This is a genomic window from Agarivorans sp. Toyoura001, from assembly GCF_005405585.1.
Taxonomy (GTDB): Bacteria; Pseudomonadota; Gammaproteobacteria; order Enterobacterales; family Celerinatantimonadaceae; genus Agarivorans.
Genome location: NZ_BJEQ01000007.1, coordinates 116615 through 137707 on the forward strand (window position 1 = coordinate 116615; position 21093 = coordinate 137707).

Annotated in this window: 13 protein-coding genes; 7 read left to right on the top strand and 6 right to left on the bottom strand. The window is 45.2% G+C overall.

All coding sequences use genetic code 11. From position 1 onward, the window contains the following. Nucleotides 1-92 precede the first annotated feature (92 nt). The 3 genes from recC to recD are packed head-to-tail and all read left to right on the top strand — an operon-like array spanning nt 93 to nt 9211. Nucleotides 93-3446 carry an exodeoxyribonuclease V subunit gamma gene (gene recC / locus FFR00_RS10745; RefSeq protein WP_137673399.1) on the top strand — a complete coding sequence of 1118 codons (3354 nt, stop codon included), beginning with the start codon at nt 93-95 and terminating at the stop codon, nt 3444-3446. Next, nucleotides 3439-7170 carry an exodeoxyribonuclease V subunit beta gene (recB, locus tag FFR00_RS10750; RefSeq protein ID WP_201798732.1) on the top strand — a complete coding sequence of 1244 codons (3732 nt, stop codon included), beginning with the start codon at nt 3439-3441 and terminating at the stop codon, nt 7168-7170. The genes recC and recB overlap by 8 nt, the downstream gene beginning before the upstream one ends. Beyond that, nucleotides 7163-9211: an exodeoxyribonuclease V subunit alpha gene (gene recD, locus FFR00_RS10755; protein WP_137673400.1), complete on the top strand. Its 2049-nt coding sequence runs from the start codon at nt 7163-7165 to the stop codon at nt 9209-9211. Before recB ends, recD begins: the two co-directional genes overlap by 8 nt. A 135-nt stretch (nt 9212-9346) precedes the next feature. On the opposite strand, the gene FFR00_RS10760 is transcribed toward recD, so the two are convergent. Further along, entirely contained in the window at nt 9347-9973 is a 627-nt protein-coding gene (locus tag FFR00_RS10760; RefSeq protein ID WP_137673401.1) for a hypothetical protein, read from the bottom strand. Between the two features lie 65 nt (nt 9974-10038). After that, nucleotides 10039-10467, bottom strand: a complete 429-nt coding sequence (locus tag FFR00_RS10765; protein ID WP_137673402.1) for an XRE family transcriptional regulator — start codon at nt 10465-10467, stop codon at nt 10039-10041. 98 nt (nt 10468-10565) lie between these two features. Here FFR00_RS10765 and FFR00_RS10770 point away from each other — a divergent pair, with 98 nt between their 5' ends. Further along, nucleotides 10566-11006 (top strand): PACE efflux transporter, encoded by a 441-nt coding sequence (locus FFR00_RS10770; protein ID WP_137673403.1) that lies wholly within the window; start codon nt 10566-10568, stop codon nt 11004-11006. On the opposite strand, the gene FFR00_RS10775 is transcribed toward FFR00_RS10770, so the two are convergent. Beyond that, on the bottom strand, nt 10998-11528 hold the full coding sequence (locus FFR00_RS10775; RefSeq protein WP_137673404.1) for an NUDIX hydrolase: 531 nt from the start codon (nt 11526-11528) through the stop codon (nt 10998-11000). The genes FFR00_RS10770 and FFR00_RS10775 overlap by 9 nt on opposite strands. A gap of 154 nt (nt 11529-11682) precedes the next feature. On the opposite strand from FFR00_RS10775, the gene FFR00_RS10780 reads away from it, so the two are divergent. Further along, nucleotides 11683-13296, top strand: a complete 1614-nt coding sequence (locus tag FFR00_RS10780) for an HD domain-containing phosphohydrolase (protein WP_137673405.1) — start codon at nt 11683-11685, stop codon at nt 13294-13296. 71 nt (nt 13297-13367) lie between these two features. Here the strand turns inward: FFR00_RS10780 and FFR00_RS10785 are convergent, their stop codons facing one another. The 3 genes from FFR00_RS10785 to FFR00_RS10795 form a co-directional block, all read right to left on the bottom strand. Beyond that, nucleotides 13368-14582 carry a Xaa-Pro peptidase family protein gene (locus tag FFR00_RS10785; protein ID WP_137673406.1) on the bottom strand — a complete coding sequence of 405 codons (1215 nt, stop codon included), beginning with the start codon at nt 14580-14582 and terminating at the stop codon, nt 13368-13370. Between the two features lie 125 nt (nt 14583-14707). Beyond that, nucleotides 14708-15868, bottom strand: coding sequence for a GGDEF domain-containing protein (locus FFR00_RS10790; RefSeq protein WP_137673407.1), 1161 nt, complete (start codon nt 15866-15868; stop codon nt 14708-14710). Between the two features lie 135 nt (nt 15869-16003). Further along, a complete protein-coding gene (locus FFR00_RS10795; protein ID WP_137673408.1) occupies nt 16004-17269 on the bottom strand; it encodes an esterase-like activity of phytase family protein in 1266 nt (421 codons plus the stop codon). A 230-nt stretch (nt 17270-17499) separates the two neighbouring features. Here FFR00_RS10795 and FFR00_RS10800 point away from each other — a divergent pair, with 230 nt between their 5' ends. Then, nucleotides 17500-19527, top strand: coding sequence for a methyl-accepting chemotaxis protein (locus tag FFR00_RS10800; protein ID WP_137673409.1), 2028 nt, complete (start codon nt 17500-17502; stop codon nt 19525-19527). A 53-nt stretch (nt 19528-19580) separates the two neighbouring features. Next, nucleotides 19581-21086, top strand: a complete 1506-nt coding sequence (locus tag FFR00_RS10805) for a Ppx/GppA phosphatase family protein (RefSeq protein WP_137673410.1) — start codon at nt 19581-19583, stop codon at nt 21084-21086. The last annotated feature ends 7 nt before the right edge of the window (nt 21087-21093 follow it).

Below are 21093 nucleotides of genomic sequence, written 5' to 3' on the forward strand. Positions count from 1 at the left end.
TCTTTCGCTTAATTAAAATTGCTTAAGCAACACTTTTTTAAGAGGTTTTTTCTGGCACAATAAAGGCTGCCTAGTTCAAGGGAACAGCCTTCTTGTTATATCTTTATCAAAGCAACCACTTAGATACCCTGCAAATACTGCTAAGTAAGGTAATGTCCTTACAGGCACCTGCTAATCCTTTTGTTCAGCAACAAGTGTTGGTGCAAAGTCCCGGCATGGCGCAGTGGCTAAAGCTACAACTGGCCGAACAACAGGGCATTGTGGCGAATGTGGCCTTCCCGCTCCCTGCTAGTTTTATTTGGCAAATGTTTCATTTGGTCTTGCAAGACGTCCCCGAACAAAGTCCCTTCAATAAAGAAGCCATGAGTTGGCGCTTAATGCGTTTGCTACCTAAACGGTTGGCCGAAGAAGAATTTAGTGCGCTAAAACACTACTTGCTAGGTGATGATGATACGACTGAGATAGAGAGCCGTAAGTTATGGCAACTGGCTCAGAAAATTGCTGACATTTACGACCAATATTTGGTGTATCGTAGCCAGTGGACCAGTGCTTGGGAAGATGGCGAAGACCTGATTGAAGTCAGTGAAAGCCAACCTTGGCAGCCGATCCTTTGGCGAGATTTGGTTGATGATACCGTTGGCTCTATGGACTCGCCTTACCACCGCGGCAATTTGTATATCGATTTTGTTGAGCAACTGCGGCTAGCAAAAACGGCGCCGCAAGGCCTGCCAGAACAAGTGTTTATTTTTGGTATATCGGCTTTGCCACCAGCCTATGTTGAGGCCTTAGATGCACTGGCCTTACATACTGATATTCATCTGTTTCTCACCAATCCATCAGAGAAGTATTGGGGCGATGTACGCGACGTTAGCACTGTGCTTAAGCAGCAAGCCGACATTGAAGTAGTCGGTAACCCGCTATTAGCCTCAATGGGTAAATTAGGGCGTGACTACATTGAAATGCTGCACCCGCTTAACAAACAAGAAACCGACATTTTTGCTAGCAACCTCAATGAACACAGCGCCGCAAGTTTATTGTCCTTAGTGCAAGATGATATTTTGCAGCTGCAAGACCCTATTGATTATCAGCGCTTTGATAGCAGCGAACATAAACGTTCTATTGCCGTTAATGACAGTAGTATTCAATTACATTTGTGCCATAGCCCTCGTCGAGAATTAGAAGTACTGCACGACCAGTTATTGGCAATGTTTGAACAAGATCCAGACTTAAGCCCGCGTGACGTAATAGTGATGGTGCCCGACGTAAACCGTTACGGGCCAATGATTCAAGCCGTATTTGGCAGCGCGAGTCGTGAGACTCGTTTGCCGTTTGCTATTTCTGATCGCAGTGCAACTCAAGAGAACCCGGTATTGCTCAGCTTTTTAGAGCTGCTGGCCTTACCACAAAAACGAAAGTCAGCCGCCGAGTTGCTCGCTCTATTGGAAGTGCCAGCCATTATGCGCTGTTTCGACTTAAGTGAAGATGAGCTAAAACCGCTACGTCAATGGGTGAAAGAGGCGGGAGTTCGTTGGGGCTTAGATGGTGCTGATCGTAGCCGCTGGCAAGCGCCAGACGATGAAACCCATTCTTGGTTATTTGGCATTAAACGTATGTTGTTGGGTTATGCCATGCCTGGCGAAGCTGGTCTTTACCAAGGTGTGCTGGGCTATGATGAAGTGCAAGGTAAACGCGCTCTTGCAGTGGGTAAGTTGGCCGACTTTATTGATGTGTTAATGCAGCTAGAGCAACAGCTCTTAGAAGCAGTTCCTGCAGCACAGTGGCGAGAGCGCCTGCAAGCTTTGCTAAACGATATTTATCACTTTGATAGTGACGACGAAGCCGAGCAATTACGTTTGTTAAAGTTGTTTGAAACCTTGGTGGAGCAGTGCACCGCAACCGAATATCACGAGCCAATAAGCCCAGAACTAATTTTGGATTATTGCCGAAACCAGCTGAATGCCCAACGCGGCAGTCAGCGATTTTTAGCCGGACAAATCAACTTTTGTACCTTGCTACCAATGCGCGCCATACCTTTTAAAGTCGTGTGTTTATTGGGAATGAATGACAGTGAATACCCACGCAGTGTGCCCAGTTTAGGTTTTGATCTTATGGCGGCTAATCCGCCAAAACGCGGCGATCGTAGCCGCCGAGATGACGACCGTTATTTGTTTTTAGAAGCGCTGCTGGCTGCTCAACAGCGATTATACATTTCGTATATTGCGCATAGCGCTAAAGATAATAGTGAGCAAACTCCCTCGGTATTAGTGGCCGAGCTGGCTGATTATTTAGCGCAAAGCTGCGTTTTGGACGGTGATGAACAGCTCAATGTGGATGACTCCGGCAAGCAGTTGCTTGCTCAGCTCACTCATCAGCATCCCTTGCAACCATTCTCGCCCGAGTATTATCAGCATTCCTCACGGATCTTTAGCTATGCGCAGCGCTGGTTGCCCGCAGTGGCGGCTCAGCAGCAGAATAAATCTGAGCACACATTGGCAGAACCGTTAATCAACGAGGGTGGTTTGGCAGATATTGAAATGGACGAACTGCTAGCGTTTAGCCGCTCGCCAATTGCTTATTTTTATCAGCGACGCTTAAAAGTGAGCTTTCCTCGCTTAAGTGACCAACTAGAAGAAACCGAACCTTTCTTAGTTGAAGGCCTATCGGGTTACACCATGAAGCAACACTTGCTGGAACAGCAATTAGATAATGCCGATAAACGCCAGCAGTTTGAACACTTACATGCCGCTGGCGCTTTGCCCCATGGTGGGTTTGGTGAAGTATCGTTTGAGCAGCAATGGCAAGACACACAACCATTGGCAGATATGCTATTTCCTTTGCTAGCGGGTGGTTTGTTAGAGCGCCAACAATTAATGCTGCAGGTGGGCTACCATTCGGAAGTTAGCGTATTGCAAACCCGTTTATCGGCTTGGCTAAAGCATCAGTATGCACAAGGGTTGGTGTCTTATCGCCCTGGCAGCATTCGTGGTAAAGACTTAGTGGCTGCCTGGTTATGGCATTTGGTTTTTCATGCGGTGCAGCCAGCTCAAGCGTCAGCTAGTTATATTGTTGGCCGCAAAAATGCTTGGCAGTTCGCGCCTATTGATAGTGAATTTGCCACTCAGTGTTTGAGTGACTGGCTAACTTGCTTGCACGCAGGTTTACAGCAACCTTTGCTATTACCTATCGAAAGCGCTTGGCAATGGATAAGCCAGTGCAAAGATAAAAAGACTGGTGCAATCGAGTTTAGCGAAGCCAATATCGACAAGGCACGCCGCGCTGCACGCATCCAGTTTGCGGGTGGGCCCTTTGCACAAGCCGAAGGTGATGACCCGTATATTCAAGCCCAACTAGCTGATTTAGAAGCAATATGGCCGGAATTCGAAGCCAATACTCAGCGTTTATTCGAGCCCTTGTTACAACATATAGAGGAGTTTGCCAGTGTCTGATATAAACGCGCAAGCTCAGCCTAAGCAGGCAGTAAGAACTAATAATCTCGATGCATTTACCCTTCCGCTGAACGGAGCGCGCCTAATTGAAGCCAGTGCGGGAACGGGGAAAAGCTTTACTATTGGAACTTTGGTTCTGCGTTTACTACTGGGGCATCAGCGAGTAGAAGGGCAAGGCTTTTCTCAGCAAGGTGAGCTTAAGCCACTGACTATCGACCAGATATTGGTGGTGACTTTTACCGAAGCGGCCACCCAAGAACTCCGAGGCAGTATTCGAGAAAAAATTCATGAAGCACGCATTGCTTTTTTACGTAGTGAAAATGAAGACAAAGTTGAGAATGAAAATGAGGCTTTGAAAAGGCTACTAGATGAAGTAGGCGATCACCCACAAGCGGCTCAGCGTTTACTGCTGGCTGAGCAAAACATGGATCAGGCCGCAGTATTCACCATTCATGGTTTTTGTCAGCGCATGTTAAAGCAACATGCTTTTGAATCTGGCTTACCCTTTGAGATGGAGTTTCTCACTAACGAAATCCATTTACGTTTGCAAGCGGTGCAAGACTGCTGGCGACAGCGTTTTTATCCCCTGCCTGTGCCACTTATCTCGCGCATTGTGCAATGTTGGCCGGGGCCTTATCAGCTGCATCAAGAAATTGGCAGCTTGCTTAATCAAAGCCATTTTGAGCTGCAAGGTGTGCCAAATGAGCAAAATCTAGAAGCCTTTTTTGCCCAGCAAATTGCACGTATAGATACCTTTAAACAGCTGTGGAAACCCGCAGCAGCCGACATTGCCGAGCTAATTGCCACTGCGCCTTTGAACGGCAACAAGTTTCGCAAAGCCTCGGTAGAGAAATGGCTAGGGCTGATTAATCAGTTTGCCGACGCTCCTACCGAGAGCGATTTTTTAAGCAAGCCTTTGCGTGAAGCCTTAGGCAAGTTTACCCCAGAGAATTTAGCCAATGGTGTCAAAGCCAAAGGTGCGCCGCCAGAGCATAAGGCGTTCAATGCTATTGAAGCCTTGTTTGATGACGAACAGAACATTAAAAACCTGCTGTTAGCGCAGTTATTACCGCAAATTCGCCAGCGCTTCGCTGAGCTAAAACAGCAGCAACAATTATTGAGTTTTGATGATTTGCTGGCGGGTTTAGCCAAGGCGCTAAATGCCCCTCAAGGTGGTGTTCTCGCCGAGCAAATTGCCCAGTTGTATCCAGTGGCAATGATTGACGAATTTCAAGATACCGACCCGCAGCAGTATCAAATATTTTCGCAGCTTTATATGGGCAGAGCCGATAGCGCATTAATGCTGATTGGTGACCCTAAACAAGCCATTTACGGCTTTCGTGGTGCCGATATTTTCACCTACATGCAAGCACGTAACAATGTTGCTGCACGTTATAACTTGCCCACCAATTGGCGCTCGACCGGGGCGATGGTGAATGCCTGTAACCTATTGTTTGAAGCCCATGCGCGGCCATTTATTTTTGACGATGCGATTCAGTTTATTCCGGTTAACGCGGCTAAAGACCAGCTTAGCGGTTTAAAAATCAACGGCCAAGAACAAGCTGCGATGCAGTTTTTGTATCAGCAAAATAGTGAGTTTGTGCGTGGCGAAGACTATATCAATGGCCAAGCTTTGCAGTGTGCTCAGCAAATTCAACAATTATTAGAAGCCGGACAAAGCGGCGCAGCCACCTTGGGCGACAAGGGTAAAACCGTTGAAGCGGGAGACATTGCGGTATTGGTAAGAACCCGCCGCGAAGGCGACAAAGTTGCTGCGGCATTGGCCAAACAAAATATTGCCAGCGTGAGTTTGTCTAACCGCGATAGCGTGTTTGAAAGCCCAGAGGCTTATCAATTTTACCTGCAATTATTAGCCTGCCAAGAACCGCATAACGATCGTAAATTACGTGCCGCCCTCGCCAGTAAAATGCTTGGCCTAAGCTTGCAAGAGTTGGATGCACTGAACACCGACGAAGCTTGTTGGCAACGTTATTCGCAAGAATTTTCCGAGTACCAACAACTGTGGCTAAGCCAAGGCGTACTGGCGATGTTTTATCGCTGGATGAGCCAACGTGGTATTAGCGAGCGCTGGATAAACCAAAGTGATAACTACGGTGAGCGCTTACTCACCAACTTAATGCATTTAGCTGAGCTGCTACAAAACCAAAGTGCCGAGCTAGATGGTGAAGCCGCCTTAATGCGTTGGTTTGCCGAGCAACTATTAGAGCCAGACGGCAATGCCGACGACCAACAATTGCGTTTAGAAAGTGACGCGAACTTAGTGCGAATTGTCACTATTCATAAAAGTAAGGGTTTGGAATATCCAATAGTGATGTTGCCATTTATTCTTGGTTTTCGCGAAGCCAGCGAAGCGTTGTATCATGAAGGCGAGCGCTTTATTTATGATTTGGACGCTGGCGAAAAAGCCATGGAAGCGGCTTGCCAAGAACGTTTAGCCGAAGATTTACGCTTGTTGTATGTGGCGGTTACGCGGGCAGTGTATTGTTGTTATTTAGGCGTGGCAGATCTTAAAAAAGGCAATGCCAAAAAAGGCGATACCGACGTACACCAAAGTGCGTTGGGTTACTTACTACAACAAAATCAGCCGCAGCCTGCGGGAGCGTTAGCAGCGATATTAGATAATCTTGCCCTGCACAAAGACATTGCCTGGCAAACCGTGAGTGAGCAAACACTCACACCTTATCAAGCGATTGATGAGGGTGAACAGAGCTATGCCGCGAGGCAGTTTACTAGCCAAATCAATCGAAACTGGTGGTTAACTAGCTATTCAGCGCTGAGTCGTCATCAAGGTCACCATTCCGGCTTTGACGCCAGCAGCGACATGGCTTGGCTAGACCAAGCAGAAGGGCTAAGCGTGGAAAACAGCCAGCCACAGGCAGAGCAAACACTCACTATTTTTGATTTTCCGCGTGGTGCAGAGGCGGGTACCTTTTTACATTTGTTGTTTGAAGAGCTGGATTTTCAAGCGGAGATTGATGAAGTCCGCCAACAGCTACCCAGCTTGTTACAAGCGTCAAGCTATAACCAATTAAATGAACAAGGCGAGTTATTGTGGTTAGAGCCTTTGGCACAAATGTTTCTGCAAGTGTGTGCAACACCACTCGATGATGCAGGCAGTATTGAGGCCTATAGTTTAAGCCACTTGCCCGAGCCACAATGTTTGGTTGAGATGGAGTTTTTCTTACCAATTGCCGATCTGCAAGCTAACCAAGTAAATCGACTTATTCGTCATTTTGACCCTTTAAGTCGCCGAGCTAACTTACTCGATTTTGCTAGCGTGCAAGGCATGCTTAAAGGCTTTATTGATTTAGTGTACCAACACAATGGCCGCTATTACATGCTGGATTATAAGTCTAACTACTTGGGTGATGATGTCGCCGAATATCAACAGCAAGCAATGAAGAATACCATGATTGAGCATCGCTACGACTTTCAGTATCAGCTTTATAGCTTGGCTTTACACCGTTGGTTAGGCCAACGCCTGCCGAATTATGATTACCAGCAGCATTTTGGTGGCGTGTATTACTTGTTTTTACGTGGCATGAGTGGCGCTGAAGCCTCACTAATCGCAGATCGCCAAGGGGTGTATTTTAGTCGCCCAGAGCCAGAGTTTATTGAACACCTCGACCAACTATTTGCCGGTGAGTGCTTGCCTGCCGAGTTGCCAATATTGCCAAGCTGCGAGGAACTAGCCGATGAGTAATTTAGCCAGCTTGGCCACTTCGCCAGCCCTAACTTGGTTACAGAACCTTAAGCGAGATGGTGCCATTAGTGCTTTAGATTTTCATTTTGCCAAGACCCTCGCCAGCAATAACAATGCTGAGGCTTTAATGATTGCCGCCGCCATGGTGAGTAACGAGTTAAATGCTGGGCACGTGTGCATTGATCTCGCAGGCATCGCCAAGCGCTGTGAAATGTTAGGCCATTGCCCACTCGAGCAATATCAAAATAGTGATTTTTGGTTGAAGGTGCTCAGTGAATCCGAGGCTGTTCAGCAAGCCGATAACGCTGAGCAAAGTGCTAAACCCTTAGTGTTGCAATATCAGCGGGTATATTTATACCGCTATTGGCGTTATGAGCAGCAAATTGCCCATTACTTTTCGCAAGCTCAAGCACCGAGTGATTTCTCGGCCAGTGAGATTGCCCAGCGAGTGCAGCAATTATTTAGCCCAAATTGGCAGATGTTATTGAAGGCAAAAGCTAACTATTCATCTCAGCAAATGGCTCTGTATGCCGAGCAATTTCTCGATGTAAACGATGTAGCCCTGCTGAACAATACAATGCGGTTACAAGCGTTAGCGGCTATTACCGATGCTCAAGCATTGGCGGACTTTGTAAATAGTATTGCAAACGCTAGCAAAATAAATTGGCAGCAATTGGCAGCCTTGCAGGCCTGTTATCAAGCTCGCTTGGTGATAAGCGGTGGGCCAGGTACTGGCAAAACCACCACTGTGACTCGCTTGTTAGCGTTATTACAAGATTTACAATTAAGTGCTGGCAAACCCGCGCTTAATATTCAGCTAGTTGCGCCAACAGGTAAAGCGGCAGCACGTTTAAGTGAATCGATTATTGGTGCCAAACACCAGCTCAATGCCAGTGAGCGAACCATTGCTACCATTCCTGAGCAAGCGTCTACCATTCACCGTTTGCTAGGCGTTATTCCAGGTCGAGCGGAGTTTCGTCATCATGCAGACAACCCCCTCACCTTAGATATGTTAGTGGTTGATGAAGCCTCGATGATTGATATGCCCTTAATGGTTAAGCTGTTGGCCGCGATGCCCGCCAAGGCGAGGATCATATTGTTGGGTGATAAAGATCAGCTGGCCTCGGTAGAAGCGGGTGCAGTATTAGGAGATTTATGTGCCTTTATCGACCACGGCTATAGCGCTGAGCTAAGCCAATTTTTACAAGCCTGTAGTGGCTTTGATTTATCTCAGCAACAAACCCAAGCACCTTTGGCGATTGCCGATAAGCTGTGTTTATTGCGCAAAAGCTACCGCTTTGATGCGCGCTCTGGTATTGGTTTGTTAGCTAAGGCGGTAAACCAAGGGCGCGCTGATCACGCTTTAGAGCTACTTAACTCACAACGCTCAGATTTGCCTTATCAAAGCCTCAGCCAAGAGGCGTATCAAGACTTGCTTGATACTGTAGTGCAAGGTTATCAACCTTATTTAACCGCGCTGCAACAAGGGCAAAACATGCAGCAGGTGTTTGAATTATTTCACGAATTCCAGCTTTTGGTGGCTTTGCGAAATGGCGAGCTAGGGGTCAGTGGCTTAAACCAGCGCATAGAGAGTTTGCTTAAAAAACACGGCCTGATTGAGCGCTCTACTAATACCGAGAGCCTGTGGTATGCCGGTAGGCCAGTAATGATTGATCAAAACGACCACGAACAGCAGCTATATAACGGGGACATTGGTATTTGTGCCAGTGATGAAAACGGCCAGCTAATGGTAGCGTTTGAATCGGCCAATGGTTTGCGTTGGCTGCTGCCAAGCCGCCTACCTGCTCACCAAAGCGTTTATGCGATGACGGTGCACAAAAGCCAAGGCAGTGAGTTTAAACATGTCACCATGTTACTGCCGCCGGCTAAACAAGGTTTGGTGAATCGAGAGTTGTTATACACTGCGATTACTCGAGCGAAAAGTCAGTTTAGCTTGTATGCCGATGCTGAAAGTATTAGTGCTGCGTGCAGGAATAAGACTCAGCGGCGTTCGGGTTTGGTGGAGCGTCTTGCAGAATAGAAGAAAGATTGTTGAATTCACAAGAAAGTTAGCATTTTTGTTCGCCATCCTTTGATTTTTACTGAGGCCTAAATCGTTTAGATATAGCAATTAAATCTCATAACTAGCTTTTAACAGGTAGGTCATTAGTTGATTCTATTTTGTACTAACATCAATTTCAGGAAACCTATATACATCAATATTCTCGGGAGAGGTCGGGTATTGTGGAGTTTCAATATAGGGTGCTAGTTTAGATTTCGAGACATTGCCAGTTGTGGGGTCGATTGTGATGGTTTGTGATTGTCCATCAGGGTAAAACTTACTTCGGATAATTTTTCCATCTTTTTGATACTCATATTGCATATACTTTTCTCGAGTCGCAGTTGGGTATTCAGGTGTATCATCAGATGAACTCTGAGCGTATGCAGAAGAAATAAAACCCAAAGACGTATTCGCGGTATCAGGGGTAGGGAATGGAAACCATTGGCTGCGTGTACCATATTTAACCAATATATCTCCTTTACTGTGAACTTCTAAGCCAATTGTAACCCTCCCATTGTCGGTAGCTAAAGGAACTTCTCCCTGAAATATTGGTTTCTCACCAAAGTATCTTTGGTAGTAATTCTTATTGTCTCGCTCAGCTTGAGAGGTGGGTATATTATTTATCGCTCTATATATATCAACCGAGCTATTGATCAATGAAGAGGTCACCACCAATACTCCTGTTAGTTTTCCCGCCATTACACCGAAGTTAGTTAAACTGATTTTGTTTAAAACTGGCATATGACTTCCCTTATTAGCTGTGAGCTAGTCAAAGTAGTTTAGTACATACATTATAAATACGCTTATCAGCTCTCTCTTTGCTGTATATATTCCTTAAACAGCTTGTGTACCCCATGTAAAAACTCGATGTCGTCGCGGCGCGCACCTAACATATCATCGACAAATCTAAGGCTACTGGCAGGAATGGGGGAGCCTTTAACTAGGTCACGCTCTTGCTGACTTAGCGGAAGCAAGTACACCATGCTCAAATCCATGGCTTTGGCTAATTTGTAAATGTCGATCTGGCTAAAGTTGGCTGAACCGTCTTTGTCTAACTTGTTGTAGAGCGCGGTTTTAGAAATGCCGCTTAGCTTTGCCAGCTGGTTACGATTTAACGAGTAATATGCCATTAGTGACTCAACCCGCTCGATTTGCATTGCTCGGTATTCTCGTTCGTTACAGTCGGTAAATTCAAAACTGCCAGTGGCAATGTTGTCCCATTCAGAGGTGCTCATAACTATTCCCGTATTGAGGAAAAATGCTGTTGTTTCGTTCCAGTATAAGGACTATTAAGCCGATAAAATAGCCTTATTGATTTGAGCTGGAGATAAACATGAGACAAACATCCGACAGAATTCGTCATGCTATTGGTTTTGAACTAGTGGGTTTGTTAGGCGCAATGCCATTAATGAGCATTTTGTTTGGGGTAGACCCAATGCATTCTGGTGCTATGGGCTTGTTTTTCTCTGTGGTGGCTACGCTGTGGAACTATAAATACAACGCATGGTTTGATGGATATTTGCAGCGCCGCCAAGGCAATAGCGAAAAGAGCCAGAAGCAACGAATAATACATGCTTTGGGGTTTGAAGCAGGTTTGTTGGTGATTACTATTCCTGTGATGGCGTGGTGGTTTGAGGTGAGCTTGCTGCAAGCATTGATTATGGATGCAGCGATGATTGTATATTACTTATTCTTTGCTTACGGCTATAACTTAGCTTACGACAAGTTGTTTCCTGTGCTTGACCAAGCAAAGACTCAATCATGCTCAGCTTAGTAAACCACTAAGTTTGGCGCGGCTATAACAAGCTATGGTTTTGGCATCGTTAATGGTTCCGTTAACGATGCCTTGTTCAAACTCTTCTATGCCCATTTCAAATACTTCAATAAATTCGTCTTCGTCACATTGGCCAGCCTTAGCGCTTAAACCTTTGGCTACAAACAGATACTGTATCTCGTCGCAAAAACCGGGAGCGGGGTATAGCTTGCCTAAGTTGTGCCATTCTTCCGCCACCAAGTTTACCTCTTCTTGAAGCTCGCGTTTGGCGCATTCTAATATGCCTTGAGGTGATTGTTCATTGGCTTCAATGGTGCCGGCGGGTAATTCAACTAGCCAATCTTTAATCGCGGTTCGGTATTGGCGTTCCATTATTATTTTACCTCGCGAGTTTATTGCCAAAATAACCACTGCGCCTGGGTGTTGTAAGGTAGTGACTTGAACTTGGCGTTGATCAGGCAGTTGGTGTGGTTCTTCTACGACTTCAAAGCAGTGCCATTTACACAGTGTTTGTTTTTCCATTTTAGGGCTCCTCAGGCTTATTTCTTTTAGCTTACTGCACTTAAATGAAGGGAGTGCTCTAAAATTAATGACAAATTTATATATAATTTTGTCAATTACTCGCAAGAACCGACAAATTAGCACATAGTTTTAGGAGTTCTTAGGAGGATTTGTTATGTCACGTATGACGCTCTACCTTGCTGTTACTGCGGTGTTTTTGGCGGTAGTGATGACAATAACTAGCATTACTTTGCTTAATCAACGAAATGTATCGGTGAATGCGCTATCCAGTGATATTGCTAAACAAGCCGCAGCGGTGTCAGTTTTATTAAAACATACCGAAACTCAAAATCGCCAAGAGCTGGAATATTTTGCAGACTTAAGCCTAGTTCAGCAAGCGCTGTTAAGCGGCCAATATTCTCAGTTAGAAGAATTGCTACGCAAGCTGATGAAACGTAAATCCAGCATTGTGCAAAGTCGTTTATTAGATCCGCAAGGCCGAGAAGTATTTAAGTTAGTGACTCGGGGCGGAGTGCCAATGCGTTTAGCCGATATAGAGCTACAAGATAAATCAGAACGTTATTACGTTAAACAACTATTAGACGTACCCAGCACCCGCTCATATATGTCTGCTGTAGATTTAAATATGGATTATGGGGTGGTGGAAGTGCCTTATCGCCCAGTGTTACGCATTGCCCAAAAAATTACTAACCCAAATACTGGGCAGGTGATGGGTTCGCTAATGTTTAACTATGACGTAAATGTAGTGTTTAGCCAGCTGAGCAGCTTGATCCCTGATCATATGCAGTTGTACATCGTAGACTATAAAAACCAGTTTTTAGCCCACCCACAACCAGAGCTACGTTATTGCGCTGAATTAGAGTGTGAGCTTTTTTTTAGCGCAACTCAGTTAAGTCATTTAGCCCATCAACGGGTGTATTTTGATCAATCTTTAGCGGCAGAGGTGAATTTAGACAGTGCCGCTCGGCCTGTGGTGAGTGGCTCCAAGCTGGTGGTGGCTTATAAGCCGAGTTACTTGCCAGCTCTGACTCAGCCTTTATCGACCATTGCGGTGCTTAGTCGCAGTATGTTGTGGTGGGCGGTATTGTTGGTGAGCCTGCTATTAAGTGCGGGGGTTTGTTATAGCTACGAGCATTTACAAAAGCAATTAGACGCACGCTTACAAAAAGCCAAGATGCAAAAGGTATTGGAAAGTGTTACCGAAATGTTGGAGCGCTTGCATGAGAATGACGACCCAATAACCGGCAGCCATGTGCAACGGGTATCTTACTATTCGCGCTTAATGGCTGAGCACTTGGGTTTAGATAAACAGCTGGTGGATGATATTCATCAGTTTGCATCGCTGCATGATATTGGCAAGATTTCTACGCCTGATGCGATATTGGGCAAACCGGGCAAGCTTGATCCTCAGGAATGGGAGGTGATGAAGCAACACGTAGACAATGGTTATCAGTTATTGCGAGACTTTGAGTTGAGCCCAGTAGCTGAGAATATTGTGCGTGGCCACCACGAGCGTTGGGATGGTGAAGGGTATCCGCAAAAAATTGCTGGCGAAGACATTCCAATTGAAGCCCGCATTGTGAGTTTAGTGGATTGCTTTGATGCGTTAATGTCGGTGCGCCCTTACAAGCCGGCTTTTTCCTTTGAGAAGTCTAAAGACATTATTAATGAGCTTAGCGGCAAGGCCTTTGACCCTTACTTGGTGCAGGTATTTAACTTTCTTGAAAATGATTTTCGAAAAAGCCGCTCTAAGCTCAGCAAAACCTAAGCGTGAGTGACTAGAAAGCCACGCGTTTATTGGCGCGTGGCTTGGGTTAGTTTTTCGTAGCACAAATAGCCTTAACTAAGATGATAGCCAAAAGGGTCATCTACACTTGGGCTGGGTTGAGTAAACCACACTGGGCCGTTAGCACTCATATAGAAATGATCTTCTAAACGTACCCCAAAATGATCGGGAATCACTAACATCGGTTCGTTACTAAATACCATGCCCTCGGCCAATGGAGTATTGTCGCCAGCCACTAAATACGGCCCTTCATGAATATCGAGCCCGCAGCCATGGCCAGTGCGATGTGGTAAACCTGGCAAGTCGTAATCTGGGCCATAGCCATCATTGGCTAATGCTTGGCGAGCGGCGGCATCTACATTGGCGCAAGCTTGGCCAAGTTGAGCCGCTTCAAAGGCGGCTAGTTGGGCTTTTTGTTCGCTTAACCAAGCGCTACGTTGGTGCTCGGTGGCTTCGCCAAAGGCATAGGTGCGGGTGATGTCTGAGTTATAACCTTCTACTAAGCACCCGGTGTCGATAAGTACCCAATCATTTTCTTGCAGTATTTGCGGCTCTTTTACTCCATGCGGAAAAGAGCTGGCTAAACCAAATAACACAATGCAAAACGAGGAACCGCTAGCGCCTACTTTTTGGTGTGCTTGATGAATAAACTCAGTTACTTCGCTAGTGCTAATGCCAGGGCGCAATATTTTTGCTGCCGCTTTTTGCACTTCCATGGTCATGTCTTTTGCTTTTTGCATCAAGGCTATTTCGTTAGCCGATTTTTGCATACGACAGGCTTGGCTTATTGAATCACCATTTACAAACTGTAACTTAGGGTTAGCTTTAACTAGGCCGTCTACCAAGAAGTATGACGCGCTAGGGTCAATGGCGACTTTCCCCTCTAGTTTATGTTGCTGGCAAACTTGCTGAAACAATAGGTAGGGGCTTTGATGTTCGTGCCAGCCATGAAAGGGCGCGTCAATTAACATAAAATCGTTAATTGAATCCTGCTCAAAATAAGGCGCAATGTAATGCAGTTGGCCGTTGGCGCTGAGTATTGCGCCTACCATGCGCTCGCTGGCGTTCCATTTCAATCCGGTAAAGTAATAGAGGTTGGTACCTGCGTTAAGGTAAATTGCACTAATACCCTGTTGCTGCATTAGTTGGCAGGCCTTGGCTTGGCGCTGTTGATACTCTGCAAGGCCTATTTTTTCAACATCGCTACACATGTTGCTTAGCAGGGCTAATTGTTCACTGGCGTTACTGCCACCTACACCTATGGTCATGGATAATCCTTGATTGCATGATTAGCTGAGATAATGAGCTTACTCAGCGTTTGCTAGAGATTAAGAACAAAAGGGCAGTAGGTAAAGTGGAATATTAACTAATAACTAGAAGAATGAATGGCTTGTTAATTAGTAGCCTCTAACATGGTATGCATACTGACCTTGTTTCCCCCCTGATGTTTGGCTTGGTACATGGCTTCGTCGGCTTGCTTAATTAGCTCTGACAAATCTGGAGTATCAATATTACTGGCCACACCAAAGCTGGCGCTCATAAATAGCTTGCCTTTGCTGGTGGCTAACTCTTGTTGGTTGAGTTGAATACGAATGCGATTGGCGAGGGTATTAGCTTGTTCGGCATTGGCGTTGTTTAGCGCAATCACAAATTCTTCGCCGCCAAAGCGGCCGAATAAATCGCCCACTCGCAGATTGTCTGAGGCGATCTGGGAAAAATGCATTAAAGCTTTGTCGCCAATGTCGTGCCCATACACATCGTTGATGCTTTTAAAGCGATCTAAGTCGATAAAGATTACCGTTACCACTCCTCCAGAAAACTGCGCACGTTGGGTCATTTTATCTAGCTGCTTAAGAAAGTAACTGCGCCGCATAGCCCCTGTTATGTCGTAGTTGGCGAGTTGTTCCAGCTGGATAATTTGTCGCCAATGCAGCAAAAAATAAAATACGTAGGTTTGCAGGGCATTACCGGCAAAAATGGCCAAAGACAATAGGGTAGGCACGCCTAGCAGTAAGCCCCGATTCTCTGGAGTGCCTTGCAAGGTAATATACATGCGTAACATGAGACAACTGCCAAAGAACAGGTAGAGGCTAATAACCAACCACAAAGCGTTGTTGTCTTGTTGCCGCCAATAGCGAAAGTATAGATAAGCACAGTAGTAACAACACAGCGCTAAAGTACTAGAAAATAAAATAATACGGTGTTTGCTAGAGGGTTCAAACATGATGTAATACAAGGTAAAGGCGCAATACACTGCGAGCACTAAACCCAGTAATGTTCGGTTGAAACGTTGTTTAAGGTAGTGATGGTGACCAGCTAAAATTAATAAGAAAGACCCTACAAACAGGCCGTTTTGTAAGATCAACTCGGTGGCCGATGGCATATCTGCCAGTACTACTAATGCTAAACCGCATACCTGAGCGTATGAAGCGATGATCCAGCAATCTAGCTCTTTTTTCTGCCCATGAAAAAGTCGAATGAGAGTGAGTACCACAGCGGATACCACCGTCACTAAAGTGGTGAGAATAAAATAGGTGAGTCCATCAACAACCATTAACGAGCGATTTCCTTATTGCTACAACAATAGTGTAGATGCCTGTTTTATTTATACAAATTGAATTATGTAGATGGTGATTAAATTGCGAAGCAGCGAAACACCAAGATGCTTCGCGGAATGGCTTAAATAGGCCTATTTGGGTTCTAGGATGTACAAGGTGTTTTGGTCAATACTTTGGTTGGCTGGAAGTACTTTTTGAATCACATGTTCGCCTTTGGCTGCAACCGAAAAATCGTCATCATTAAGTACCGCTAGTTGATTATTATTGCGTATCCACAGCCCTTCTAGTTTGTCGTGAGGGTAAGGTGTAGGCATATCGACCAATAAGTCGCTGACCAGGATTTTGGTTACCGGTTTAATGCCTTGATTAGCCAACTCTTGCCAGCTCATTTGTTCTAGCGTTTTACCGTTAACGCGTAAACCGTTCGGTGAAGTAACATCGCCGCTCACATCTGTGGCTTGGTGTAAGTCTATTTTGTAGATGCGTTTGTATTTAGCTTGTTTTTTTCCTTTTCCGCCGGCAAAACCACCATCACGCTCAATCACCAAAAATTGTTGTTGGTTGAGAGCAACAATTTCTGAGTTAGACAAGTTGTTGGCTTCTTGCTGATAAATAAACTGCTGGGTTTTACCAGTCTCAATATTAAAGCTTACGATGCGAGTAAGGTTTTTATTGGTAATGGTTTTTTTACTGGGGTTGTACAAGGTAGATTGCATGATTCCAAATAGCACTTTCTCGTCTGGAGTAATGGCTAAGCCTTCCATGCCACGGTTTGCTCGGCGATTAGCAAATACTGCGGGCAGCTTGCGGCCGCCGGTTCCTGTGCCAAATGGGTTGATGCGCTCTAGCTCTAGGCCTTCTTGATTGTAATGCACAATATGTGGGCCATATTCGTCACTCACCCAAAAACCACCGTCTTTTAAGGCCACTAAACCTTCACTGTCGATACCGTAAGGGTCTGTATCGAGTACTGATTTGTCATTGGCATAAGCTACTTCGCCAGTATCACCCATACCTTTAGGGTTAGGCAGTCCAGAAACGGCGTTACCCTGTGGATCTTTTAGCAAAATTTCTTTTACTTTAGTGATTTGACCATTTGAATAGCGAAATAAGCCTATTCGTGGCGTGTATTCGGGGGTAGGGAATATTTTCCCTTTACCTTCTGGGCCTTGATATTTTGCATTGGGTCCACGGTCGGTAAGCGCATAAAAGTGATCACCGAAGCTTGGGTGAGCGGTCATTGCGGAGCCATAACCGCCGTTACGGATCTCGGTACCGTTGGTTAATGTGGTTAATACTTGATAAGGCAATGTCGCCGAAGTATTAACCTCGTTAGCGAGTGTTTGCAGGCTTGTGAGAGCCAGCACAGTTATCGGCAAAATCAATCTTATGGTCATGTTTTCTTCCTTGCTATAATGTTTTATAAAAACATAATATAACCATTAGATTATTCTTTTATTACGTATGAATTTGCACAAGTAGTGAGCCAAAAAGCCAAATCTAATAATGGCTTAGCCTATTAATTGTGCAGGACATCTCACAATAATTACTAAAAAAGCTAATCAACGAAAACCTTACTAGGATTACTAGTGGGTGTAATGTCGAACTTTGGGAAAGGTAACAAGGCATGTTTGGAAAAAATATCAGTCAGATCTCGGTTGTTCATCGGCTATACATTGGATTTGCCGTTCTCACTATAGTGATTGCACTTGGCGGCGGCGGCGCGTTGTTACTCGGTCAAAAAATAAACTCAAGCTTTAATATGTTGACGGAAAACAGCGCCAAAACGCAGCTGTTGGCCAACGGTGTCGGTAGCCAAGCGCTTCGATCCGGAATCCAATTACTCAGCATCCCCAATTCAACTAACCTTGAAGAGCTACAACAGATAAATAGCCAAGCAGAACTTGCTATTCAATCTTTAGAAGATCAGGTTAAGGCACTTTCTGAGCACGCTGCTGCATTTAACATCACTAGTTTGAATCAGCACCTAAAAAACGTAGAGCAAGTTGAAAAGATCTTGTCTACAGAAGGACAAGGCTTAGCTGTGCAACAAGGGATCTTTTTACAACAAGACCAAAAAGTTCGTGATGATGTTAGTAGCTTCTTGTTTCAGCTCTCTGATTTAAAGCGCATGGTTAACCAAGTCTCCAGCCCTAGCGCCGCAGAAGATAGTTATATTCAAGACGTTTTAACGATGGTAATGGATCGCTTTGGTTTAATCGAATTTTTGCTTTCAAACATGGTAAACACTCGCGACCCGGAAAAAGTCGCTGACCTAGTTAAAAAGATTCAATATAACAGCAAGGTATTTAATGATGATTTTGAGTCACTGACATTTGAGGTGGAAGGCTTAGCTGACCCTAAAGTGACAGACTTAGTAACTTGGTTTAACCGCGAAGTAAATGACTCTTCGGGCATTGTTGAGCGTTACATAGGAAGCCAACAAACCATTGCCAACATTAGCAAACAAACGACGGAAATTAACCGTCAGTTGTCAGCCTTAGATGGCATTATTATTAAGATTGTTGACTTAGCGAACCAGCAAAGTGATGCCGCTAGCGCTCAAGGTCAAAGCCTTATTAAAAATTCGCGGGCGACTACCGCGGTGGTGGTGCCTATCGTAATACTGTTTGCTATTGCTGTTGCGTATTGGCTGGCCAGCTTAATTCGTAAGCCTCTAGAGCACACTCAATCACATATTCTGCGTTTAGCAGAAGGTGACTATAGCCAAGTTATGCAAGGCAAATACTCTGGTGAATTTGCGATTTTGGTGGCGGCGATTAATAGAATGATTGAACAAGCGCGAGAGGTATTTAGCCAAATTCAACTTGCCGCTCATCAATTAAGTGACGTATCGGTTCGAAATAACGAAGCTGCAAGCGTAGTTAAAACTAAGTTAGATAAACAAACGGCAGAGCTTAGCAGTGTTGCTACGGCTGTGACTGAAATGGAATCGGCGATTAAAGAAGTGGCGTCTAATACTGAAAGTAGCCGCGAGTTGTCGATGTCGGTAGAGAGCAATATTGATCAAGGCCAGCAGGTGATGAATCAAAATATTGAAACTATCGAAAGTTTGGATAGTGCTTTGCAAAGTACTTCTGGCCAAGTGGATAAACTGGCTGATGCAAGCAAGCAAATTGGTTCTATTATTGAAGTGATTGACGGTATCGCTGAAAAAACCAACCTACTTGCTTTAAATGCGGCGATTGAAGCTGCGCGAGCAGGTGAGCAAGGCCGAGGCTTTGCTGTGGTAGCAGATGAAGTACGAAGCTTAGCCAGCCAAACCACCAAAAGTACTGAGTCAGTAAGGGCGATGATTGAAACCCTGCAACGTGAATCGACTCAAGTTTATAATGCAATGGCCTCTAGCCGTGAACAAATGAGCGAATCCAAAGACCTCGCTGAGAAATCACGCGAAGCGATTATGACCATTCGTACCGACATGACTCAGATGCGTGAAATGACCGATCAAATTAGTGTGGCAGCGCAAGAGCAGCATCACGTTGCCAGTGAAGTGACTCGAAACGTGAATGTGATTGCCGAAGTTGCTGAAGATAACTTTGAGCAAATTGGTAAAGTGGCGCATTCAAGTGAAGAGTTGCAACAACAGGTAAATGACATCGAAACTATGTTAAAACGTTTTATATTGAAGTAAATTAGAGAGCCTTTTGGCTTGGTCTTTTGCGAGTAAATCGCTGAGGTTAATTTATGTTCAATTTATCGCGTTTGTTGAGTCCTAAGTCTCAACAACTGGCTGCTCTCGATTTAGGCAGTAATAGTTTTCACTTAATTATTGCTGATTGGGAAGATGGCGAGTTAAAAGTTCGCGATAAAGTCAAAGAAATGGTTCGTCTGGGTTGGGGCTTACAAGATGATGGCAGTTTAGATGCCGCTGCTTGGAATCGCGCCCAGGCTTGCTTAGAACGTTTTGGCGAACGTTTACGTGAGTTTAAGCCCGGCAGCGTGCGTGTTGTCGGCACTAAAACCCTCCGCAGTATTATTGACGCAGATGTTTTCTTACAAGCCGCTGAACAGCGGCTTGGGCACCCCGTAGAAGTGATCTCTGGTGAAGAAGAAGCTCGCCTAATTTACCTTGGCGTTGCGCATTACAAAGCGCCAACCAATGGCCCTCGAATGGTGATAGACATTGGCGGCGGCAGTACCGAAGTGACCTTAGGCGAAGGCATGGATCTTAAGCTTAAAGAAAGCTTAGATATGGGCTGTGTATCAATCACCAAACGTTTTTTCAAAAGTGGCCGAGTGACCAAAAACCGCTTACTTAAAGCCAGCGTATACTGCTCTCAGCAACTATTGCCGGTAGCCGACGATTTCCTTGAACATGGCTGGAACGAATGCTTAGGTGCCTCGGGCACGATTAAAGCGGTTGCTAAAGTATGTGTAGACAACAATTTCTGTGAAAATGAGATTCAGCTAAGCGGACTAGACGCCATTGTTGAGCATTACCTTGAAGCGGGCGAATGCAACTTGCCACTTAAAGGTTTGTCTGAGGAACGCCAGCCGGTGTTCTTAGGCGGTGTTTTAGTGCTTCAAGCTTTGTTTCAGGCCTTAGGTATTACGTCTATGCACGCCGCTGAGTCGGCTCTGCGCGAAGGTTTGTTATACGAACTGAAAGGTCGTTTAGAGCATAGCGATATTCGCCCTTCCAGTGTGCAACGTTTGGCCGAGCGTTACCATGTAGACAGCCAATTTAGTGGACGAGTAGACACTACCTGTCAGTTACTGCTAAACCAAGTTGCTGAGACTTGGTCGTTGGATGAAGTTGAAACCAACAAACTACTAACATGGGCGTCTCAGCTATTCCTTGTAGGTTTAGATGTGGCGCATAGTGACTATCATAAACACGGCGCTTACATAGTTGAGCATGTTGATTTAGCCGGTTTCTCTCGTTTAGAGCAACAGCAGCTAGCTGCATTAGTGTTGGCTCATCGCCGTCGTTTTCCGGTAAAGCAATTCCCATTACAAAATACTGATTTACTAAAAGCCTGTTTGATTCTTCGCTTATCGGTTATTTTCAATCGTGGTAAGCGCCGACAAACCTTGCCTGAACTGCAATTTAGAGCCGCGGGACAACAGATGAGCTTATTGTTGGATCAACAATGGCTGCAAAACAACCCTCTTACTCGTGCTGATTTAGAAAACGAGCAGCAGTACCTAAGCCAGATTGATTACAAATTAGATCTTATCGAGTTATAGAGCGAGG